Raw genomic sequence first — 20,004 nt, forward strand, 5'->3', positions numbered from 1 at the left:
GCTAGACCTCCTCCCAGGCCTTCGCCATCAGCGCCCGGGTCTGTCCGAGGAGCTGCGGCATCACCTTAGTGCCCGAGAGCACCGTGATGTAGTTCGCATCGCCGGGCCACCGCGGCACGATGTGCTGGTGCAGGTGCTCGGCGATCGAACCGCCGCCCGACCGGCCCAGGTTGAAGCCCACGTTGAACGCCGCCGGCCGCGAGATCCGCTTGATCACGCGGATGGTCTTCTGGGTGAGCTTGATCAGCTCGAAGGCCTCGTCGTCGGTGAGGTCCTCCAGCTCCGCGACCTGCCGGTACGGCACCACCATGCAGTGGCCCGGGTTGTAGGGGAACAGGTTGAGCACCACGTAGCAGTGCTCGCCCCGGGCCACGATCAGCCCGTCCTCGTCGGCCAGCTTGGGGATCTCGAGGAAGGCTGTGCTGCCCTCCGGGACGGGAGGGGAATCGACGAGGTAGCGCATCCGGTACGGCGTCCAGAGCCGCTCGATGCTCTCGTCACCGTCGCCGACCCCGAAGTCGGTGTGCGCGCCGCGCGCGTCGCCGTCCGTGGCGTCCGTCATCGATTCCTCTCCCCTGTCGTCCCTGCGGTCCCGGTCAGGCGATGCCGACGGTGGCCTCCGCCGGGCCCAGCAGCTCGGCGGTCGGGGACTCGTTGCGGCGCGAGTGGACCCAGTGGACGATCCGCTGCACGGCGTCGTCGACGGGCACCTGGTTGACCTGGGTTCCGTCGCGGAACCGGAAGCTGACCGCGCCGGCGTCGCGGTCGGTCTCGCCCGCGAGCAGCATGAAGGGCACCTTCTGCGTGGTGTGGTTGCGGATCTTCTTCTGCATCCGGTCGTCGCTGTGGTCGACTTCGGCGCGGATCCCGTGCTTCTTCAGTTCGCGGATCACCGTCTCGAGGTGGTCCCCGAACTGCTCGGCGACGGGGATGCCCACCACCTGCTGGGGCGCCAGCCACGCGGGGAAGGCACCGGCGTAGTGCTCGGTGAGCACACCGAAGAAACGCTCGATCGAACCGAACAGCGCGCGGTGGATCATCACGGGGCGCTGCTTGGTGCCGTCGGGCGCGGTGTACTCGAGCTCGAACCGCTCGGGCAGGTTGAAGTCCAGCTGGATGGTGGACATCTGCCAGGTACGGCCGAGCGCGTCCTTCGCCTGGACGGAGATCTTCGGGCCGTAGAAGGCGGCGCCGCCCGGGTCCGGCACCAGGTCGAGGCCCGAGGCCTCGGCGACCTGCTGGAGCGTCTTGGTGGCCTCCTCCCACACGTCGTCGGAGCCGACGTACTTCTGCGGGTCCTTCGTGGACAGCTCGAGGTAGAAGTCGTCGAGGCCGTAGTCCTTGAGCAGCGAGAGCACGAACTCGAGGGTCGTGGTCAGCTCCTCGTGCATCTGCTCCTTGGTGCAGTAGATGTGGGCGTCGTCCTGCGTCATGCCGCGCACGCGGGTCAGGCCGTGGATCACGCCGGACTTCTCGTACCGGTACACGGAGCCGAACTCGAAGAGCCGCAGCGGAAGCTCGCGGTACGAGCGGCCGCGGGCGTCGAAGATCAGGTTGTGCATCGGGCAGTTCATCGGCTTGACGTAGTAGTCCTGGCCGGGCTTGGTGACGTTGCCCTCGTCGTCGTACTCGGCGTCGAGGTGCATGGCCGGGAACATCCCGTCCTTGTACCAATCCAGGTGGCCCGAGACCTCGTAGAGCGTGCTCTTGGTCAGGTGCGGGGTGTTGACGAAGTCGTAGCCGGCGTCGATGTGCCGCTGCCGCGAGTACTCCTCCAGCTCCTTGCGGATGATGCCGCCCTTGGGGTGGAAGACCGGCAGACCGGAGCCCAGCTCGTCCGGGAAGCTGAACAGGTCCAGCTCGGCGCCGAGCTTGCGGTGATCGCGCTTCTCCGCCTCGGCGAGCAGCTCGAGGTACTCGTCCATCGCCTCGGGCGACTCCCACGCGGTGCCGTAGACGCGCTGCAGGTCCGCGTTGTTCTGGTCGCCGCGCCAGTACGCCGCGGAGCTGCGGGTCAGCTTCACCGCGGGGATGTACTTGGTGGTGGGCACGTGCGGGCCGCGGCACAGGTCGCCCCAGATCAGCTCGCCGGTGCGGGGATTGAGGTTGTCGTAGGCGGTGAGCTCGGCGCCGCCGACCTCCATGACCTCGCTGTCGTCGGCCGCGCCCTTGTCGTCGATGAGCTCGAGCTTGTAGGGCTCACCTCCCAGCTCGGCGCGGGCCTCGTCCTTGCTCGCGTAGACGCGGCGGCTGAACTTCTGCCCCGCCTTGATGATCTGCTTCATCTTCTTCTCGAGGCTCTTGAGGTCCTCGGGAGTGAAGGGCTCGGCGACGTCGAAGTCGTAGTAGAAGCCGTCCTTGATCGGCGGGCCGATGCCCAGTTTGGTGCCGGGGAAACCGTCCTGCACGGCCTGCGCGAGGACGTGCGCCGCCGAGTGGCGGATCACGCTGCGTCCGTCCTCCGTGTTCGCCGCGACGGCCTCGACCTCGGTGTCGGTCTCGGGGATCCAGCTCAGGTCCTTGAGGGTGCCGTCCGTGGTCTTGACGACGACGACGGCCTCGGGGCCCTTGTTCGGCAGGTCCAGATCGCGCATGGCTGCCCCGGCGGCGATTCCTGCCGGGACGACGAAGGTGGTGCTCACAGTGCTCCTAGTCATGTAGCGGGCGGCATACCTGGCCGCACGCGGTTGTCAGTGGATCCGATCCTATCGGTCACCGCGCGTGCCGCTCGCCGGAGGCGACGCTCAGGCGAGCCTCGTCCGCCGCTCGTCCGGCGTCTGCCGAGGGCAGCTGAGGCACTTCGCCATGCCGGGGCACAGGTAGAGCAGGCAGCACGAGCCCCGTCGCACGACGGTGCCGCGCCCGGGCACCTCCTCGAACCGCGCTGGTGGGGCCTCGGGACCGCACGCGCGCAGCAGCCCGTCGGCGACGGTCCTCGGATCCGCCGTATCGAGCGATGCGGAGGCGATCGAGTCGGTCGCGATGGCCCAGAGGGACCGCTGCGAGGCGCCCGACTCGCGCGCGATCTCGGGGATCAGGCGGCGGCAGGCGCGCGCGAGACCGCCGCCGGGGTCGTCCGACGGTGCCGTCTCCCTCACCTCGGGCCAGCCTCCGGCCCCGGACCGGACGACCGCCGCCCCGGCGTCCCGGCCGGCGACGGCCACGCGGGCGAGCGCTCCCGACAGGGCGTACCAGTACAGGACTCCGGCGACGCGGTCGTCGGGGGCGGCGACCGAACGCCGGAGGTCCGCGATCACCCGAAGATCGGGCTGGCGAGCCAGGGCCAGTGGATGCCGAACCAGCCGCCGATCATCGCGGCCGCGCCCAGCAGCCACACGGTGGCCAGCACGATGAGGCAGGTGCCGACCCCGAAGGCGCCCTTGACGACGATGTTCTGCCGAGAGAGCCACGCGGCGAAGCGGTCGTAGCGTTCGCGGGCGAAGCGCAGAAGCCGGTGCGCCCACTCGAATTCCGTGGCGAGGATGCCGAGCCCGGCGAAGACGATCAGCCAGCCCGGCCCCGGATACGGGATCGCGATGATGCCCGCGATGAGCACGACGCCGCCGACGACGCCGACGCAGATCCGCCAGGCGAGCGAGCCGTGCCGGGACGCCTTGATCCGTGCGCGCCACGCGCGCGGACCGCTCCGCGGCAACTCCTTCTGCTGGTCATGCATGGTTCCACGGTACCGGCGTCAGCCGGCGACCTCCTCGAGCAGCGGGAGCGCGACGGCGTCCGCGATCGCGGGCGCGACGGCCTGCAGCTCGGCGTCGAGGATCTGCACCGCGACGCCGAAGGCCTTGGCCACGGCGCCGGTATCGCGAGACCCGGTCTCGGTGACGCGGATCCGATCACGGTCCGCGGGCTCGAGGTATCCGGGCGGAGCGCCGGTGCGGGCGCCCGCGAGCGCGATCAGTGCGTCGCGCAGGCCGTCGAGGGCGAGCGCAGCTGCCGGTCCGTCGCCGCGGAGCAGCGCCGCGCGGGTGCGCAGCGCGGCGAGCCAGGCGGGTCCGACCAGGTCCGGGTGGCCCGACGGTGCCGTCGCCTGCGGCCCGGCGGGCCCGAAGACCTGATGGAAGGGCTCGCCCGGCCGGGGGCCGAACCGCGCAGCCGGCACGACCGCGATCCGCGCCGTCAGAAGGTCGGGAAGCAAATAGACGGTGCCGCCCGGATCCGCGGTGTGGTGGATCGCGCCGAAGTCGCGGTACATCAGCTCGGTCCATCGTTCGCGGAGGTCGGCTATCGCGACATCCGCTGCGGCGGCGAACATCAGGTCGATGCCGGTGAACGCGTCGAGTGCTCCTGCCGCCGCGGCGCCGACCACGGCCCCGGCATGAACGCCCTCCGTCGCCTCGGCGGCGGCGATGAGGCGGTTGCCGACATCCTGTCGTTGCATCGCAGTGAACATGACGTTCACGATAACGGGTCGATCGGAACGTCGCGAAACAGTGGAGGACAGCTCGCACATCCACTTGTGCGGATCGGATCTTTAGCGTGCCTAGATTGCCATTCATCGCGCTTGCGCTCGTCATTCACGGCGACCCCAATCGGTTACGAATACATCGATTGAGCAGCGGCCTTTGATCGCAAAGGAGTGGAACGGGTTCTGTTAGAACTCATTGGATTTCGCTACTGCGTAGTAGCCAGAATCGCTTTGAACGAATAGCTTCGAAAGCTATTGGGAAACCGTGGAAATACTGATAACTTCAGAACTCCCAGGAGATGCACAGGCGCCGCTTCAGGCACTCGCACCGAGCGCAGACGCCTCTATTTTCTGCTGGGTCCACATCCCTACCGACCGGCGCGCTCGATCGAGCGTGCCGAACCTTCATGAACCGGAGGTCCTCCCATGTCCCCTACCTCACCCAAGCACGCCCGGAAGACGGTGCGCCGCAGCGCCGTTGCCGCCACCGCCGTCGCGGCCGCCGCAACACTGACCGTCGCCACCCCGGCGACTGCGAACGCGGCACCGACCGGCATCCCGCAGGTCGACGCGATCCTCGGCGCCGCCCCCCTCCTCCCCGGCGGCATTCCGCTGGTGACGATCCCGATCGTCGCGCCGCAGATCAACCAGGGCGTCGCCGCCTGGAACCAGATCCCCGTTCTCAGCGGCCTGATTCCGGTGAGCAACACGTCGGGCCCGATCGTCTCGACCGCTCAGGTGCCGGGCGCGCCGGCCGGTTGGGTCGGCCTCGGCCAGCAGGACACCTTCACCGTCGGTGCTCCGCTGGGCCTCGGAGGCCTGTCCAGCACCACCTACGGCCTCGTCGGTCTCGGCCCCGGGCTCGGAGTCGGCAGCGTCGGCGGCAACATCACCAACATCAACGGCCCGCTGGGCAGCTCGCTGGGCCTGAACACCTCGCTCAGCGCGATCACCGCGGGCGGTCTCACCACGTGGACCCCGTCGCTCGGGCTCAACGCCACCGCGCCCCTGGGCCTCGGTGCGGCGAGCGCGACGATCGTGCCGGTGAAGGTGACCTACGGTGCCAACACGTTCATCGTGGGCCTCCCGGCGATCAACCTCGGCCTGACCACCCCTCTGGGCGGCGGCAACCTCGTCCTGAACCTCGGCAGCATCGGTTTCCAGAACGGCCAGCTCGTTCTCGTGACCCCGAGCCTCTCGGGCGCGATCACCACGCCGCTCGGCGGCGGCACCGTCGGCGTGACGCCCGGCACGATCACCGTCGGAACCGGCGGCCTCACCGTCGACGCTCCGGACGTGACGGCCGGCGTGAACGTCGGCAATGTCGTCACGGCAGGGCTCAACGTCAACGGTGGCGGCGGCAGCATCACCCCGGCCGGCGTCTCGGTGACCGGTCCGTCGGGAACCGGCACCGTCTCGACGCCGGTCGGCGGCGGCACCGTCACGGCCAGTACGGGCAGCGCCTCCGCAGGCGCGAACGGCGTCTCGGTGACCGGCCCCGCCGCGAGCGGCTCGGTCACGACCCCCGTCGCCAGCGGCGAGGCCTCGGTCTCGACGGGGTCGGCAACCGTTGCGCCCAACGGCAACACCACGGTGACCGGCCCGAAGGCCGAGGCCGAGGTCACCACGCCGGTCGGCAGCGCGAGCGGCCACGTCGAGACCGGCAGCGCGTCGGTGAGCCCGAGCACCGGGTCGGCTTCGGTGACCGGCCCGTCGGGCGGTGTCGAGACGACCACGGCCGCGGGCACCCACGGCGTCGAGGCCGACACCGGCTCGGCTACCGCCAGCTCCAGCGGCGTCAGCGTCACCGACACCCCCTCGGTGGACGTGCACTGATACCGGCATGACGACCGCACGGCGGCCGGGGCGTCCACGCCCCGGCCGCCGTCGGCGTACCTTTCGACCATGAGCACCGACTGGCGAGAGCGCACCGTCGAGCAGATCCGCGGCCTGATCCTGGAGGCCGAGCCGGACGCCGTCGAGGAAGTGAAGTGGCGCAAGCCGTCCAATCCCGATGGCGTGCCGACGTTCTCGCTCGGCGGCCTGCTCTGCACGGCGGAGACCTACAAGGACAAGGTCAAGGTGACCTTCGCCAAGGGCGCCTCGATCGACGATCCCGACCGGCTGTTCAACGCGAGCCTCACGGCCGGCACCCGCCGAGCCATCGACATCACGGAGTCCGACGTGCTCGACGAGACAGCCTTCCGCGACCTCGTCACCCGCGCGGCGGCGCTGAACCGACCCTGACCCGCGGGCCGGTGCGCCGCTACGACTTCTGGATCTCCTCGGCGAGCATGACAATGATGCCGCTCGGTCCGCGGACGTACGTGAGCTTGTAGATGTCTTCGTAGACGCCGACGCCGCGCAGCGGGTGACAGCCGTGCTTGGCCGCGATCGCCAGGGCCTCTTCCAGATCGTCGACGGAGAACGCGACACGGTGCATGCCGATCTCGTTGGGCAGCGTCGGCTCCGTCTCGATCGCGTCGGGGTGGATGTACTCGAACAGCTCGATCCGCCCCTGGCCGTCCGGGGTCTGCAGCATCGCGATCTTGGCGTGGTTCCCGTCGAGGCCTACGGCGGTGTCCGTCCACTCTCCGCTGACCGTCTGCCTGCCGATCACCGTGAGTCCCAGATCGGTGAAGAACGCGATCGTCGCTTCCAAGTCGCGCACCGCGATCGCGACGTTCTCGAGTTTGATGGCCATGGTTCCGAGGCTATCGATCGTCGGCGCCCACCGCAGGTGACATGGCAAGCTCACCAGGATGGATGTCGAGCACCGACTCAGCGGGTCGCGGACTGCGCTCGTCATCGTCGACGTCCAGGGCGCTTTCCCTCGGATCGCCTACGCCGCGGACGGCGTCCTCACTCGCCTTGCTTCCGTACTCGCGAGGGCCCGCGCGGGCGGTGCACACGTCGTCTTCACGCGCCAGCGGTTCGGCGACCGCATCCCGGACATCGTCCCGGCAGTCGCCCCCACCGACGGCGAGGTGGTCATCACCAAGGATTCGCCGGACGCCTTCGGCGGGACGGGCCTGCCCGAGATTCTTGCGGCTGCGGACATCACGTGCGTCGTGATCGCCGGGTTCGCGACAGAGGCGTGCGTCGACTCGACTACGAGGAGCGCGCTGTCCAGGGGCCTCGACGTTGTCCTCGTATCGGACTGCCACACGACGACGATCGACCGTGGAATGGATCCGGTAGAGGCACCGGATGTGATCGCGCACTACAACGCGACCTTCGCCCGTCTCGACTACCCCGGCCGCTCGATCGTCGTCGTCCCCGCCGAGCGGATCCGCTTCACCTCGTAGTGCGGTTCACCGCAGGGTGCGGATGACGCTCGTCGCGGTGGCCGTCGCCACCGTCGTTCCCTTGGCGTCGACGAGATGTCCTTCGAGGAAAGCGATCTCCCGTCCCCTCTTCACGACCCGCCCGTGGCCGACGAACGTGCCGGGCAGTGCCGGCGCCAGGTACTGCACCGTCAGGGACACCGTCGGCGCGAACTGATCCGGCTCCAGCGTCGCGACCAGGGCCGGCCCCAGGGTGTCGTCGAGCATCGCGGCGACGAAGCCTCCCTGGATCGACCCCACCGGGTTGGTGAAGCGCTCGTCGAGCGCGAACCCGATCTCCAATGTCCCCTCGTCCGGATCGACCGCCCGGAACGTCCACCCCATGAGCGCCGCCGCCGGTGACGGCGGGGTCTTTCCGTTGATCGCGTCCCAGAGAATGCCCTGTCGGTCGAATGTCATGCGGTCACCGTCTCACGACGGTACGACATCATTGCTCCCGGCAATGATCAATCCCGGGGCGGTGCGGCAGCAATATCGCCCCGAAGCCCGTCCGCTCCAGCCACCATGGCCCGGGGTCACGATATATTCTCTTTAAAGTTTCACGGCCAATGGCGACAGTAGGAGGCGGGTGTGGCCCCGATGAACAACATCCCCACGCGTGGGCGTCCTAAGCGGCGCCAGCTGCCCGACGAGGTGGCCAGCTACGTACGCGAGCAGATAATGTCCGGCATCATGCGCCCTGGCGACTTCCTCCGGATGGAACCGATCGCGGAGGCCGTCGGGGTCTCCATCACGCCGGTGCGCGAGGGGTTGCTGACACTGCGCAGCGAGGGATTCGTCACCCTGGTTCCGCGCCGAGGCTTCCAGGTGGCGAAGTTCACCCGGCAGGACGTTCGGGACCTGTTCTGGGCACAGAGCCGCCTGGCGGGAGAACTCGCCGCCCGCACCGCGAAGAAGGCGACCCCCGAGCTCGTGGACAGACTCAGGGAGATCAACGCCGCGACAATGGAAGCCGCGGCCGCCGGTGACACTGAGCGGGTGGCCGATCTGGGCCACTCCTTCCACCGGGAGATCAACGTGGCAGCGGACTCCGACCGGCTCGCACGAGTCCTCGCCGGGGTGGTCAATCACCTGCCCAACCAGTTCTACGCCTCCATCGAGGCGCACGTCGAGGCTGCTCGTGCGCAACACCTTGAACTACTCGACGCTTTAGAGGCACGGGATGCCAAGAGCGCGCGCAAGGTCATGGAGGCGCACCTCGTGGACAGCGCCGACCACGTGATCGCGATGCTCGAGAAGGCCGGGCTCTGGGCGGAAGTAGCTCCCGAGTGATCCGGCCCCACGGCTGCCCGGGCTCGTCGCCGTCGTAGCCGTCCACATCCATCCGGGCGCCCTGCAGCTCGACGTTGAAGAAGGAGCTCGCACGGCCCGGGTTCGCGGATGGACACGTGCAGTCCGGAGTGATCACCGGCGCGACGACCCGGCACTACCGCCCCGTGCGGGCAAGGAATTCGACCACGACTTCACGACGGGATTAGGCACACAACTCTCGTCGGTGGGGTCACAAGCGGGTCACGCTCCGCCCGAAAACGAAAAAACCGCCTGTCACCAGGCGGTTTCTCGGTGGTCCTAGCTGGGATCGAAACGTACAGTACAGGTCGCGGGCACATCGACCCGACCAGGGCGAGTAGGCGATCTAACTGCATATTTGCGGCGTTCTCCCCGGCAACCCGATGGTCAGGTATTGACAGGTTGCCGCCACTCCAGGTGAAGACATCGAACCATTTCAGGCCCGCGTTTGCGTCGACTGGGACGACGATCTCAGCGCCGGGCCTACCGTTGAGTTCGATGAACCACGCCGTCATCGCCGCGATGAGCGGGGAGGAGCGGTTGTAATCCGCGGCGACGCGGATCTGCCGGCCGGTCGCCAGTCGTATCACCAACTCCTGCATAGAAGTTCCGCGGACCCAACCTACCGGATCAGGACGGCGATCACCGTCCACGTCCACAGCCCCCAAGTCCAGACAGGTACTTGTGTCGCTGCACGCGGACACCGGCGGATCCGGATACCCCGGATCCGCAACTGCAGACGACGACACCACCTCCGTCCCCGCAGCGTGACCTACCTCGGCACACCCCGGCACCAGACAGGCACCGACACAGCCGCAACAGCTACTACCGCGTCACGAAGAACCGACCCACACCGCTTCATGCCGAACCGACCTCATTATCCTCGTAACGCCAGCACTGTGGGCGCTGGCTCTTGTTCGCTCTAGGTGGCATTGGCTGTCCGACGTGCATCTCGTTAACGCTCGCTTTGAGGTTAGCTACGAACGGAATGACCCTCTGATCCTCATCGCCATCAGCGCGGGCCGCCGAGGGGCCGGAGAGTCGTTCAGCGGCCCGGAAGCCCCTCGGAATACAGGGCGTGAAGCCCGTCGTAGGACTAGCGCTCAGCCGTGTGTACTCGCGACGAGACACACCTGAGACTATTCTTGCAAACCGTCCAGAGTTCGCAAGAGCTCGCGTCGATACTTGGCCTGCATCATCAAGGGATAATCTGAGTGGTTGCGAACTCATTCGGGAGGGTGCGTAGTGCACTTATGAGTCCGCTACCCAGTATTCAGCCGTCGTCGACAGACACGATCTCGCTGCATTCACCCCCGCTCGAACGGCGGCGCACCCAGATCTCTTGAGTCTTCAAGCCAGTCTTCGGGTAGAGCAACCGAATCGAAGGCGCCGCCGAAGAGTGACACGAGGTATGCCACCAACCCCGCGGGTTCATAGTCGATCGCAGACAATTCCGTGAACACCACCGGCCACTTGTTCGGGTCGGCGTCGGTCACCCGCCAAAACCCTGTTTGAGTACCGCTCGCGCCACCCCAGGCCAGATACTGGTCGGATTCCGTGCCGACGGCAGCACGTCCATCGGGAGCGCCTGAGAGATTTACCGATTCAGGTCCGCGATTTGCAATCCGATGGAGGATTTCCACCAGATCATGCTGCGTCCCAGACTCTTCAATCCACTCAGGTCCGTTGACTGTCAGGTCACCCCAGAATGTTCCGGGCCCGTAGGTGCTAATCAATTCCTTGTAGTCGTCTGGGAGCTTTCCGATTCGAGCTTCGACCTCGTCCCAGCGGACAATCTCAGCCGGCTCAATCGGGGGAGGGACTAGCCGTGTCAGTTGAGTGATATCCATTGATTCTCCTAGGGGATGTTCTCGATCGGGTCATCGATGTCAAGACCACCGCCGCGGGCTGTAACTTCGATGCTGGTTGGCGCCGAGTCCTCGCCATTGCCATAGATCGGGGTAACTGAATACTTTACTGGAATCTCAAAATCAACTATCTCACGGACATCGTCCTCGTGCTGCCGCATCCTCTTGTTCGCTGTTTCGGTGATCGTGAATATGTTACGTCCGTCGTCACCCATACCTCCAAGTTGCGCCGCGTGTGCGTGGCCTCGCTGCAGTTCGCCCTTGGTCCATGCTTTGGCTGGGTCCCAACCAGGGGGAAGTACCGTACGCTTCGCCGCGGTCCCTTGTTTCACCATATCCTTGGTTACGAGCGCCTCGATGCCGGTCGCAGCTCGTCCGTTGAGGGCCTTGTACGTGACGTACCCGCCGTCGGCCCAGGTGACTGTTCGGTTTCCGTGTGCGTCAACGATGTCACTCACAACGTTCGGGTATTTCGGATCTCCGACGAGAGTTTTCGGCAGGGGGTAGCCGTTCAAAGGTCCGGGTGCGCCAGACCGATCATCCTCTCCGTCACCGTCTCCCGCGACGTCAACGTCTGCGTTGCCGCCGCCACTGTCTCCTGGGGTGCCGTCCCCGCCGTCTCCGGTGCTGGCGGTGATGTCGAGGCCGGGTTTGCCGGGTGTGGTGGTGAAGGGTTTGTAGGTTTCGCTGGGCTGGGGTTCGGTGGGGTTGGTGGTTTCGCTGGGTGGTGTGGATCCGGTTTCGAGGGGGTTGTTGTGTCCGGGGATTCGGATGCTCTCGCCGGGTTGGTCAGGGTTGGGGACGGTATTGGGGTTGGTGGAGGGTGCGGGGATGGGTCGGACTGGTGTGCCCTTGTCCTTGTCCTTGTCGGGGGGTGGGGTTTGTTCGTCGGGGGTGGGCGTTCCGGCGGGGTGTCCGCCGGGAACGCCTCCGGGGACTTGGTTGGGGTCGTTTCCAGGGGGACCTGCGGGGTCCCCGTTCGGGGTGCCGCCGGGGCTGGTGTCTGGGATGGCTCCGGGGATCCCTGCGGGAATGCCGGCGGGGAGTCCTCCGGGCTTGGTGGGGGTGTCGTCTGGTTCGTCGGGGGTGACGCGGTCCGGAGAATCCGGGGTGTCGCGGTCGGGGGTGTCGGGAGCCGCGGGCGCGGGTGTCGACGGTCGCGCCGGTGTGGCAGGTGCTGTGGGTGCGCCGACGCCGGGGCGGGTGGGGGTGCCGATCTGGGGCGGGGCGGGTGTGTTGGGGCGTGCGGGTGCGGTGACGAACGGCGCGGACGCTGCGGGCGGGACCGGTGGTGCGGGCGCGGTCGCTGGGGGTTGGCCTCCGGGTTGTGCCGGCGCCGCGGGTGCTGGTGCCGTCGGTGGCTTCGGGGTGCCGGCGCCTGGGGCGGGGACAGCTTGACCTTCGATGACCTTGGTGGCGACGTTGCGTTCGTACCATCCGCGGAACGCGCTGCTGGAAGTGTCCCAGGCTGCGCCGATGCGATCTCTGACGTCCTTTTCGAACGCTGCGAAGCTGTGGCGGGCTTCGGGGTTCTGGGCCAGGACGAGCAGACTGGTCGCCACGACCACGACCGACCCGACGATGACAACATCGACGACGGTCACTGCGGCGATTGCGGCGGCGATTAACGGGAAAACCACTTGCTGCATGTCCGGCCGGCCTTCACCGGGGCGGTACACGCCGTCCGCGTATTGCGGGTCCTGGCCCCGGTAGACGCCGTCGATGAATCCCCAGCCAGGCTTGTTCTTGTCCTGGTCGGGAAGGGAGGACCCGCTGCCGGTCCCAACGCCGCCGCCGCTCCCGCCGATTCCATACCCGCCGGACGGTGGTGTGATCGGCCCGGAGCCGTCGTCGATGTGTGCGCCGCCGTCGAAGACACCGGAGCCGTTGTCGATGCGAGCGCCACCGAACCCTCCACCGGCGCCAGTGCCGCTGTCGGTGCCTGTTCCGGGGTCCTCTCGCACGCCGATGTCGCCTTGGCTGCGGTCATCGCCGGGGGAACTCGGATCCGCAGGCGGCGGCGGTGGCGGCGGCGGAGGAGGTGCGACGGGTGCGGTGCGAGCCGGAGGTGGGTTGCTGCTCGAGCCACGACTGGGACCGGAACCTGAAGCGGAGCCGCTGCTCGGGCCAGCGCTCGCAGCTGGGAGATTCGAGGGTGTTTGATTGTCCTTCGAGTCCACCGGTGGGGTATTCCCGCTGGTCATCTCGCCGCCACTAGTGACGGAGACAGGGTCCGCCACCAACGGATACAAGGCGTTCTTGTTCGGGGCGATGTGCTGGGTGATCGTCGACGTCACATCGTCGACCTTGTCGATGGAGTACCAGGTGGGTTGATCCCGACCGAGTGCGTCTTTCGCCCAGGGCGTTTTGATGGTGCGGACGATCTGCCCGGTGGCGGTGTTGACCAGGACGACGGAGCCGTCGGCGCGTTCGACGAGTTCTTGGTCCGGGGCGGTGGGAACGTTGGTGGTGAAGTTTCCGGGGCTGTCGGGGGTGGCGAGGATGTACCAGGCCTTGGGCTCCCCGCCTTCGAGGTCGGGGAGGGTGAAGGTGACGTACCCACCATGATCGAGGGCGTGAACGTCCACATCGGAGGTGGTGACCTGCACCTGACTCGTGTTTGCCGTGGCGCGGGCGGCGGTGTCCTGCAGGTGCTGCTCGGTGGTCGCGTCGAGGGATTGATCGAGGGTCTTCTTCGCTTCGATCCGCGACAGGAGGCCGGGGCGCAGGAGGGTTTGGGCGGTACCGAGGGTGAACGTCAACGGCAGGGTGACCACCCACGCGAACGGGACCGCCGCGATCGCGGCGTTCGTCCCCCACAACGCTGCCGCACCGGCTGCGTACACCGGATCAGCGGCGGCTTCCAATGGTGACGCCGCCACCGCGAACCGGGACGCCCCCTTGACCGGGTTGAGCACATTCCACGCGAGGCCCGACCAGGCTCGCACCGGGTCGCCCCCGACGCCGAGCAGGGCGGCGGTGCCCGAAATCCCGTCGGTGACGATGGAGGCGTACCCGCTGATGAACCGGCCCGGCACCGAAACCAGCTGCCCGACCGTAGCGTCGGCAACTTTGGCTGCAGCGTGCGGGAGCTGCCCCGCCGCTGTCTGGGTTGCCGCCCACGAGGTGAGGGCGGCGAGCTGCTCGACGTTGCCGGCCACTTGCGTGACGCGTTGTGCGGCTTGGGCGATCTGTTCCCCGACGATCCACACACCCCGGCTGTTACGGGCGACACCCGCCGAGCCCTCGCGGACCGCGCCTGCACGGTCCCGCACCGACCCCGCCGCACCAGCGGCACCGGTGAATACGGTGGACAGTGCCGACCGCCTCCGCTCCGCGACCACAACAGACGAGGCGGCGGGAACGGCAGTGGTGTCGGCGATCCGGGATTGCCCGGCCCCGGACGCGGTGGTCCACCGCCGGCCCGCGTTACGCTTCTTCGGTTCCTGTTCGCGGATGAGGGTGTTCGGTGAGGCGAGCATCAGCATCGCCGTCGGAACACCCGTGGGGTCGAGGCCCAGGATGTTGGTCGCGCGACCCTCCCGGACCAGGCGCTGCGCGGCCTCGCTACGCGGATCGGTGATCAGCTGATCGCCCACCCGAGGCCCGTAGGAGGTGAGCTCCGCCGCGTGGTAGGCGAGCTGCTGCCCGCGGACGGTGATCTGCTGCGGAACCGAGGTGACCGCGCCGGCTGCGACACCCAGCCCGTCGGCGATCGCCTTCACCGCGCGCCCCGGAGCACCGGTCACACCGCCGGCAGCCGTAACCGCACGCGAGGCGGTCGACCGCACACCCTGCGCCACAACACCACCCGCCACCGCTCCACCAGGCAGCGTGGAGAAGTAGTCATTGACCGGCACCATCGCCTCGGTGCCCGCGGTGATCGCCGCGGCCGCCTGCTGCCCTGCCACCGCCACCCGCTCGTGCACCACACCGGCGGCCCGGACGAGCTCATCCCACTCGCTGCGCAACCCGCTGTACTCGGTGAACGGGACGTTGACCTTGATCCACACCTTCTGCATGTGCTCGAACACCGCCCGCGCCCGCGCCTCGAGGGGCTTCAAAGCTGCTTGGGAGGCGTCGAGTTCGCGGGCGAGTTCCTTGATCCCCGAACCGACTCGGGAGTACGACTCCACCGCCGCGCCGAGTTGCATCGCCAGCTCGCCGGGGACTCGGCCGCGGAAGAACTCACCCTCCACACCCACGAATTCAGGGATCTCGAGTCCACGAACCCGCGAGTGCGCCGCCTGCGCGGCCTCCGCGAATCCCAGATACAGGCGCGCATGATCGAGCACCTCATCAACGCTCACCCCCGGCAGCGTGAACACGGCCTCCGGGAACCCGCCGACGATCAGGTCACCGAGCAGCTCCAGCTCCCCGACGAGGCCGTCACCAGGAGTGATGTCGAAACTCATCGCGAAGGCCTCTCTAGGCAGGGGTCGTTGGCTCGGCGGGAACTGGTGGGCAGTGGATCAGCAAGACAGCTGAGACAACTCAAGGGAATCTGATCGCTGTCGTTCCGAACACGGGTCCCCCGTTGCGGGAGATGCATCGTCGGTGGGCGAGGAGGTCACGGCGGACGCCGCGATCGCGACACCGGTGAGGGCCGCGACCGATAGCCGCTCGATCAAGGTGACGACGATGGAGTTCATCGGTGGGTCCGTTCCATGCAAGTGTGGGAAGCGCTCCGGCGGGCGCGGCATGCCGCCACCGCAGGGACAGCGGCGAGGTCGTTGAGGGATTCAGTTGCGCGACAGGGCGGAGCGGACCTGCGACCGCATGTCACGCACCTGCTCAGTGTTCGTACCGAGCGCGGTCTTCATCTGCCCCAGGATCTCGCTCACCGACGCCGCGGCGTTGTTCCACTTGGTCTGCACACCGCGGTAGAGCACCTGCTCATCCGCGTTCCACTGCGACTCCACCGACGCCACGTACCCCTGCAACTGCTCCAGGTTCGCCTCCAACGCGGCGACGATCGACGCCAGATCATCACCGGCGGTTTCCGCGCCACCCTCGTCGTACGCATACATCTCAGACATGATCATCTCCTCATAGGAAGGCTCAGACGCAGCTCACGGGAGTCCGTGGCTGCAGATAAGAAGTCGGCTCGAAAACCCCGGAGTCAGCGGAACTTCGCCTGATCCCAGGCCATGCCCCGAGCCGCCTGCTCAAGGTTCGCGGCCTGCTGCTGCTCACCGGAGGTGTACAGCTGCCCGGCCTGACCCACCGACTCGCGGATCGTCGTCAACGCCGCGTTGAGCTCCTTGAACGAAGCATCCCACCGCGTCGTCAACTGATCCCACGCGATGAACGACTGCCCCTTCCACGCCGCCGGCAACGCCTCCACCGCGGAGACGAACCGCTTGCCCTGAGCATTCAACGCCCCGGACACCTGCTCGATGTTGGTCGCGTGCGTGGTCACCGCATGATTGGCGACTGAGAAACGAGTACCCATGGCCGTCGTGCCCCTCCAGGAGTGTCCCCGGCAGCTGGTGCGACGGGGGTTGGATTTGGGCAAACCTTATAGGCGGTTAAGTGTGGCCGCAATAGTTACCGCAACGAACGTACGCTTCGTCACATCAACTAGCGAACACGGCTGTCCTGCGCTTATCTTCCCGCTCATCTTCCGGCCTCAGCCTCCCAGGGCGGAACCGCCACAAGATCGTTGAAGCTCCTAGTTGCGGTGTTGCTGCTGGCGGCGCTGCCCGCGGACTGCGACATCGACATCGGCCGGCAACACCCAGCGGCGGCCATGCCCGACGGTGTTACGCAGGTCGAGCTGCACTGTTGCCTGGCTCGAATCAGCGGTGTCGAGAAGCGTGATCGAATTCACCAGCCAGTACTCACCGCGGTACCACGCATGCTCACCCACAACCACATCCCGGCCACGCTTACGCGCCGATGCGAACAACGGCTGCTGAGGCGACATGCAGCAGACAGTACCGACCGCGACCCTGACATCAACCGAAACCGCAGGAGGCGACAACCCGGCCCGGCCGCAGATCCGCCAGAACAATCACGCCGCCGCCGCGTCACAATGAGCGGTATGCCGTACGTCCCTGCACCCAGCGAAGACGAGATCCGCGAACTCCTTGAGCCGATCCGGGCAGCCGCCCAGCGCAAACGTGCCGCCGAACAGGACTACCGCGCCGCGATCGCCCACGCACACCGCCGCCAGATGCGCCCGACCCACATCGCCCCCTACGCCGGCACCAGCCCACAAGCCGTCACCAAAACCCTCGCCCGCATCCAAGCCCGAGCGGAGGCCGAACGCGTCGCCGCGACGGACACCTCCCCATAGCGCGCTCCGGACCTTCCCGCCGGCAGACAGGGTCGCGTAGGTGCGTGAAGCCGCCCCTGGTGAGCGAGCATGACTATGCGCGCTAGCCATGCCGGTCACAAACGGGGCCGGACATAGGTGTACGCCTCCAACGACAGCTTCGGCGCCTGTCCAGGCGTGACCCACCGAATAGCGCCCTACTAAAATACCGCCCTCCGCCAGTAGGGCGGTGCACCACCGCCGGTCAGCCACTTCCCCGCGGCCGCCGCCAGGTCGGCGTCGGTGTCGGTCGCGCTCCACCGGTACGCGCACTGCCTCTGCGTTGTCGAGGTCCATCGCCCGTCCGGGCGCAATGAACTGCAGCCACACGGCATCGTCCGTGTCCCAAGTTCGCATCCGCCCGGGCATAGGATTGGGTGCAAGGCTGCTCGGGTGAGCAGCCGGTGCGGGGTCTCCGCCGAGCTGTTCCCGCATCTCGTAGAGGGCGCGCCTCCAGAACGCGAACTGCTCGGCCAGGAGGGCATGTACTGCGTTGGCCTGCTCGCGCTGCGCGTCGAGGACCATCGTCTCGATGTCGAGGTTCGAGGTACTCGCGGTGACGGTCAGCGCGACCGTGCCGCCGCCGGGGATCAGATCGGTCAGGGTGCGGCTCTCGGTCACGACTTCTCGTCGGTGTCGGCGGGCCAGATGGCTCCGTGCTCATTCGCGGCGTACCACGCCGCGGCGGTGTAGCTGCCGCTCTGCGTGTAGACGGTGCCGCGGCCGCGTAGTGCGCTGCCAGAGAGGCGGACTTGTCCTCCTGCTACGCCCCACAGCTTCAACGCCGCGGTCAGGATCTTCGGCCCCTCCCGGCGCCAGTCGTCGAGCGGGTAGGTGGTCTCGATCGGCGTGGGCCCGCTGCGCTCGACGAGGACGACGCGGTCTGCTCGCTCGGCGAGCTCGGCGGGATGCAGCTCGAAATATCCGAGCGCGGTGTCGACGGCCTCGACGAGCTGCTCCAGGTGCATCGAGACCTGCATCCGCACGGTGAACTCGTCCTCGGGCAACCCCTTCCGCATCAGAGCCATCACCTGCTCATGGACCGCCATCATCTCCGCGTCGACGGCGTCGAGCAGCTCGACGCGTCGACGGTAGCCCTCCGACTCAGCCACGATCGGCCATCTCGTCCGAGGTGCGCTTCGCCTGCGCGAACGCGGCGTCCACCGCGGCCGTCAGCCGGAGCATGGCATCTGCCATCACCAGCGCGGTGATCGCACCCCGCTCCCGCGTCGGGATCAAGGAGAGGATCAGGGCCTCGACGGCGTCCATCTGCGCCACGACCTTCGTGGCGACGGCGAGGGCGTGACGGGCCCAGGCGGCGTCGACCGGATCCTCACGTTCCTCGGCGTCGGTGAGCATCTGGCGGAGCTGGGCGATCACATCGGGGGCATCGTCGGTCATGCCGGCAGTATCTCTCCAGGCACTGACGAGTACCGAATGAGCTTGAGCGGCTGCAGGTTCCGATGCAAGTGCAACCGTCGGCGGCATCGGAAACGCTGTCGACACTGTCAGTTCTCCGCGCGATGATCGGGGCCTGGACGACGAGGACCAGTACCCCGCGCTGCAGCCGATCCTGCGCAGGATCCCCGAGGAGTGGGGCCGGAACATCGACATCGGCCCCGGCTGGTATCCGGTACTCGTCGACCTCGACCGGCAGCTCGCCGCAATCGATCCGGACTACGTGCTCAAGCAGGTGAAAGAGGAGGCGGGTGAGCTCGACGTCCGCTTCGACACCGTCCACGGCGAGCGCTACCAGCAGATGCGCGCACTGGTTCGGGACGCCGCGCAGCCGGCGGCCCACCTGTGCGAGGAGTGTGGTGCAGCCGGATCGCTAAATCAGTCGTGCGAGGGCAGCGTGCGCCGGCTCTGCTCCGCCTGCGCCGCCGCAGCGCAGGAGGGGTACGAGGCGACGAGCAGCGATCTCGACACCCGCGCGAGTCTGCACCGCATCGCGATGCAGGCCGCGGCGCAGCATCGACTCCTCACCTCGCTGCCGGCGCGCAGCAGGCCGGTTCCGTAACCCTGCCGCAGCGGGTGCACGCCTGGTGGCGGAGCACCCCCACCGGCGCGACGCAGCCCACGGCGGGCCGCCACGTCGACACCCCGTTGCTTCGCGACGAGACACCCGTGACGCAGCCGGTCGAAGCCCCGGCGACGCGCGACGCGCGACGCACCGCGACGCAGAACGCCTCCGTTCGCGATGCGGAGCTCGCGACGCACACCGCGACGTGCGCCAACGCGAACCGCGACGCGACGCCCGAGGAACCCGCGACGCGGCCCGACGCACTTCGCGACGCAGACACCGAGGAACTGTCCGTGACCAGCGCTGATTCGCGCGACGCAGCCGCGAAGCACGGCGACGAAGCACCCACGTCGCGGCGGCTCGCCGCGGTGCCGACTCCTCGACCCGCCGCGGCGCACGCCGCCGCTTCGCCCTCGACGCGGACCGCGACCGATCGCGACGCAGACGACGCGGAGTACTTGCTTCGCGCGCAGCAGCTGGTCGACGCGGGCCGCACGAAGGCGCCGGTCGAGGTCGTGGTGCGCGTGCTTCGCGGGAAGGCGAACGGCATGTCGAACCGCGATCTGGCCGACGAGACGGGTCTCTCGGAGTCCGCTGTGCAGCGCATCGTCACGGCCGCCCGCGAGCTGGAGGCCGCCTCCGAGGAGCCCGAGCCGGCCTTCGCATAGACCTCCGCGACCCACCCCACCGACACCCAGGGTGCATCCCCCTCACCTCGTCCACGAAAGGGACAA

The 20,004-nt window shown here is 67.8% G+C and carries 22 protein-coding genes; 6 read left to right on the forward strand and 16 right to left on the reverse strand.

The genetic code is table 11. From position 1 onward, the window contains the following. Position 1: 1 nt before the first annotated feature. From WFK95_RS08445 to WFK95_RS08465, 5 genes are all read right to left on the reverse strand, one after another. Complete coding sequence (locus WFK95_RS08445; protein ID WP_068525168.1) at positions 2-562, reverse strand: HIT family protein; 561 nt, start codon at positions 560-562, stop codon at positions 2-4. A 34-nt stretch (positions 563-596) separates the two neighbouring features. Further along, the gene (thrS, locus tag WFK95_RS08450) at positions 597-2,594 is read right to left on the reverse strand and encodes a threonine--tRNA ligase (protein WP_336670724.1); all 1,998 of its coding nucleotides are present in this window, start codon (positions 2,592-2,594) and stop codon (positions 597-599) included. A 150-nt stretch (positions 2,595-2,744) separates the two neighbouring features. After that, a complete protein-coding gene (locus WFK95_RS08455; RefSeq protein ID WP_224644965.1) occupies positions 2,745-3,257 on the reverse strand; it encodes a (2Fe-2S)-binding protein in 513 nt (170 codons plus the stop codon). Next, positions 3,254-3,676, reverse strand: a complete 423-nt coding sequence (locus tag WFK95_RS08460) for a TIGR02611 family protein (RefSeq protein WP_224644964.1) — start codon at positions 3,674-3,676, stop codon at positions 3,254-3,256. Before WFK95_RS08460 ends, WFK95_RS08455 begins: the two co-directional genes overlap by 4 nt. Before the next feature lie 18 nt (positions 3,677-3,694). Beyond that, the gene (locus WFK95_RS08465; RefSeq protein ID WP_224644963.1) at positions 3,695-4,396 is read right to left on the reverse strand and encodes a hypothetical protein; all 702 of its coding nucleotides are present in this window, start codon (positions 4,394-4,396) and stop codon (positions 3,695-3,697) included. Positions 4,397-4,849: 453 nt separating this feature from the next. Between WFK95_RS08465 and WFK95_RS08470 the strand changes: the two genes are divergently transcribed. Continuing rightward, positions 4,850-6,259: a hypothetical protein gene (locus tag WFK95_RS08470; RefSeq protein ID WP_224644962.1), complete on the forward strand. Its 1,410-nt coding sequence runs from the start codon at positions 4,850-4,852 to the stop codon at positions 6,257-6,259. A 69-nt stretch (positions 6,260-6,328) separates the two neighbouring features. Further along, on the forward strand, positions 6,329-6,670 hold the full coding sequence (locus WFK95_RS08475; RefSeq protein ID WP_224644961.1) for a DUF1801 domain-containing protein: 342 nt from the start codon (positions 6,329-6,331) through the stop codon (positions 6,668-6,670). 19 nt (positions 6,671-6,689) lie between these two features. Here WFK95_RS08475 and WFK95_RS08480 read toward each other — a convergent pair whose 3' ends face one another. Then, a complete protein-coding gene (locus WFK95_RS08480) occupies positions 6,690-7,127 on the reverse strand; it encodes a VOC family protein (protein ID WP_224644960.1) in 438 nt (145 codons plus the stop codon). A 58-nt stretch (positions 7,128-7,185) separates the two neighbouring features. Here WFK95_RS08480 and WFK95_RS08485 point away from each other — a divergent pair, with 58 nt between their 5' ends. Then, positions 7,186-7,731, forward strand: coding sequence for an isochorismatase family cysteine hydrolase (locus tag WFK95_RS08485; RefSeq protein WP_224644959.1), 546 nt, complete (start codon positions 7,186-7,188; stop codon positions 7,729-7,731). Between the two features lie 6 nt (positions 7,732-7,737). Here WFK95_RS08485 and WFK95_RS08490 read toward each other — a convergent pair whose 3' ends face one another. After that, entirely contained in the window at positions 7,738-8,169 is a 432-nt protein-coding gene (locus WFK95_RS08490; RefSeq protein WP_224644958.1) for a PaaI family thioesterase, read from the reverse strand. Between the two features lie 180 nt (positions 8,170-8,349). Between WFK95_RS08490 and WFK95_RS08495 the strand changes: the two genes are divergently transcribed. Beyond that, positions 8,350-9,042 carry a GntR family transcriptional regulator gene (locus tag WFK95_RS08495; protein WP_224645184.1) on the forward strand — a complete coding sequence of 231 codons (693 nt, stop codon included), beginning with the start codon at positions 8,350-8,352 and terminating at the stop codon, positions 9,040-9,042. A gap of 191 nt (positions 9,043-9,233) precedes the next feature. Here the strand turns inward: WFK95_RS08495 and WFK95_RS08500 are convergent, their stop codons facing one another. The 9 genes from WFK95_RS08500 to WFK95_RS08540 all read right to left on the reverse strand — a co-directional run bounded on the left by WFK95_RS08500 (position 9,234) and on the right by WFK95_RS08540 (position 18,648). After that, positions 9,234-9,662, reverse strand: coding sequence for a hypothetical protein (locus tag WFK95_RS08500; protein WP_224644957.1), 429 nt, complete (start codon positions 9,660-9,662; stop codon positions 9,234-9,236). Between the two features lie 705 nt (positions 9,663-10,367). Then, the gene (locus WFK95_RS08505; protein ID WP_336670437.1) at positions 10,368-10,910 is read right to left on the reverse strand and encodes a hypothetical protein; all 543 of its coding nucleotides are present in this window, start codon (positions 10,908-10,910) and stop codon (positions 10,368-10,370) included. 8 nt (positions 10,911-10,918) lie between these two features. Then, positions 10,919-15,343, reverse strand: coding sequence for a DNA/RNA non-specific endonuclease (locus tag WFK95_RS08510; RefSeq protein WP_336670438.1), 4,425 nt, complete (start codon positions 15,341-15,343; stop codon positions 10,919-10,921). Positions 15,344-15,670: 327 nt separating this feature from the next. Further along, positions 15,671-15,967, reverse strand: coding sequence for a WXG100 family type VII secretion target (locus tag WFK95_RS08515; protein WP_107504231.1), 297 nt, complete (start codon positions 15,965-15,967; stop codon positions 15,671-15,673). A gap of 83 nt (positions 15,968-16,050) precedes the next feature. Further along, on the reverse strand, positions 16,051-16,383 hold the full coding sequence (locus WFK95_RS08520) for a WXG100 family type VII secretion target (RefSeq protein WP_224652062.1): 333 nt from the start codon (positions 16,381-16,383) through the stop codon (positions 16,051-16,053). Between the two features lie 219 nt (positions 16,384-16,602). Then, on the reverse strand, positions 16,603-16,857 hold the full coding sequence (locus WFK95_RS08525) for a hypothetical protein (protein ID WP_224652060.1): 255 nt from the start codon (positions 16,855-16,857) through the stop codon (positions 16,603-16,605). A gap of 87 nt (positions 16,858-16,944) precedes the next feature. Then, positions 16,945-17,868 carry a hypothetical protein gene (locus tag WFK95_RS08530; protein WP_224652058.1) on the reverse strand — a complete coding sequence of 308 codons (924 nt, stop codon included), beginning with the start codon at positions 17,866-17,868 and terminating at the stop codon, positions 16,945-16,947. Next, positions 17,865-18,359: a hypothetical protein gene (locus tag WFK95_RS08535; RefSeq protein ID WP_224652057.1), complete on the reverse strand. Its 495-nt coding sequence runs from the start codon at positions 18,357-18,359 to the stop codon at positions 17,865-17,867. The genes WFK95_RS08530 and WFK95_RS08535 overlap by 4 nt, the downstream gene beginning before the upstream one ends. Beyond that, a complete protein-coding gene (locus tag WFK95_RS08540) occupies positions 18,352-18,648 on the reverse strand; it encodes a hypothetical protein (RefSeq protein ID WP_224652047.1) in 297 nt (98 codons plus the stop codon). Before WFK95_RS08540 ends, WFK95_RS08535 begins: the two co-directional genes overlap by 8 nt. A 280-nt stretch (positions 18,649-18,928) precedes the next feature. Here WFK95_RS08540 and WFK95_RS08545 point away from each other — a divergent pair, with 280 nt between their 5' ends. Both WFK95_RS08545 and WFK95_RS08550 read left to right on the forward strand, forming a co-directional pair. Continuing rightward, the gene (locus tag WFK95_RS08545) at positions 18,929-19,267 is read left to right on the forward strand and encodes a hypothetical protein (RefSeq protein WP_336670439.1); all 339 of its coding nucleotides are present in this window, start codon (positions 18,929-18,931) and stop codon (positions 19,265-19,267) included. A gap of 107 nt (positions 19,268-19,374) precedes the next feature. Next, on the forward strand, positions 19,375-19,938 hold the full coding sequence (locus WFK95_RS08550; protein ID WP_224652043.1) for a winged helix-turn-helix domain-containing protein: 564 nt from the start codon (positions 19,375-19,377) through the stop codon (positions 19,936-19,938). Positions 19,939-20,004: the final 66 nt, after the last annotated feature.

This window comes from Tsukamurella sp. USMM236 (genome assembly GCF_037148755.1).
Taxonomy (GTDB): Bacteria; Actinomycetota; Actinomycetes; order Mycobacteriales; family Mycobacteriaceae; genus Tsukamurella.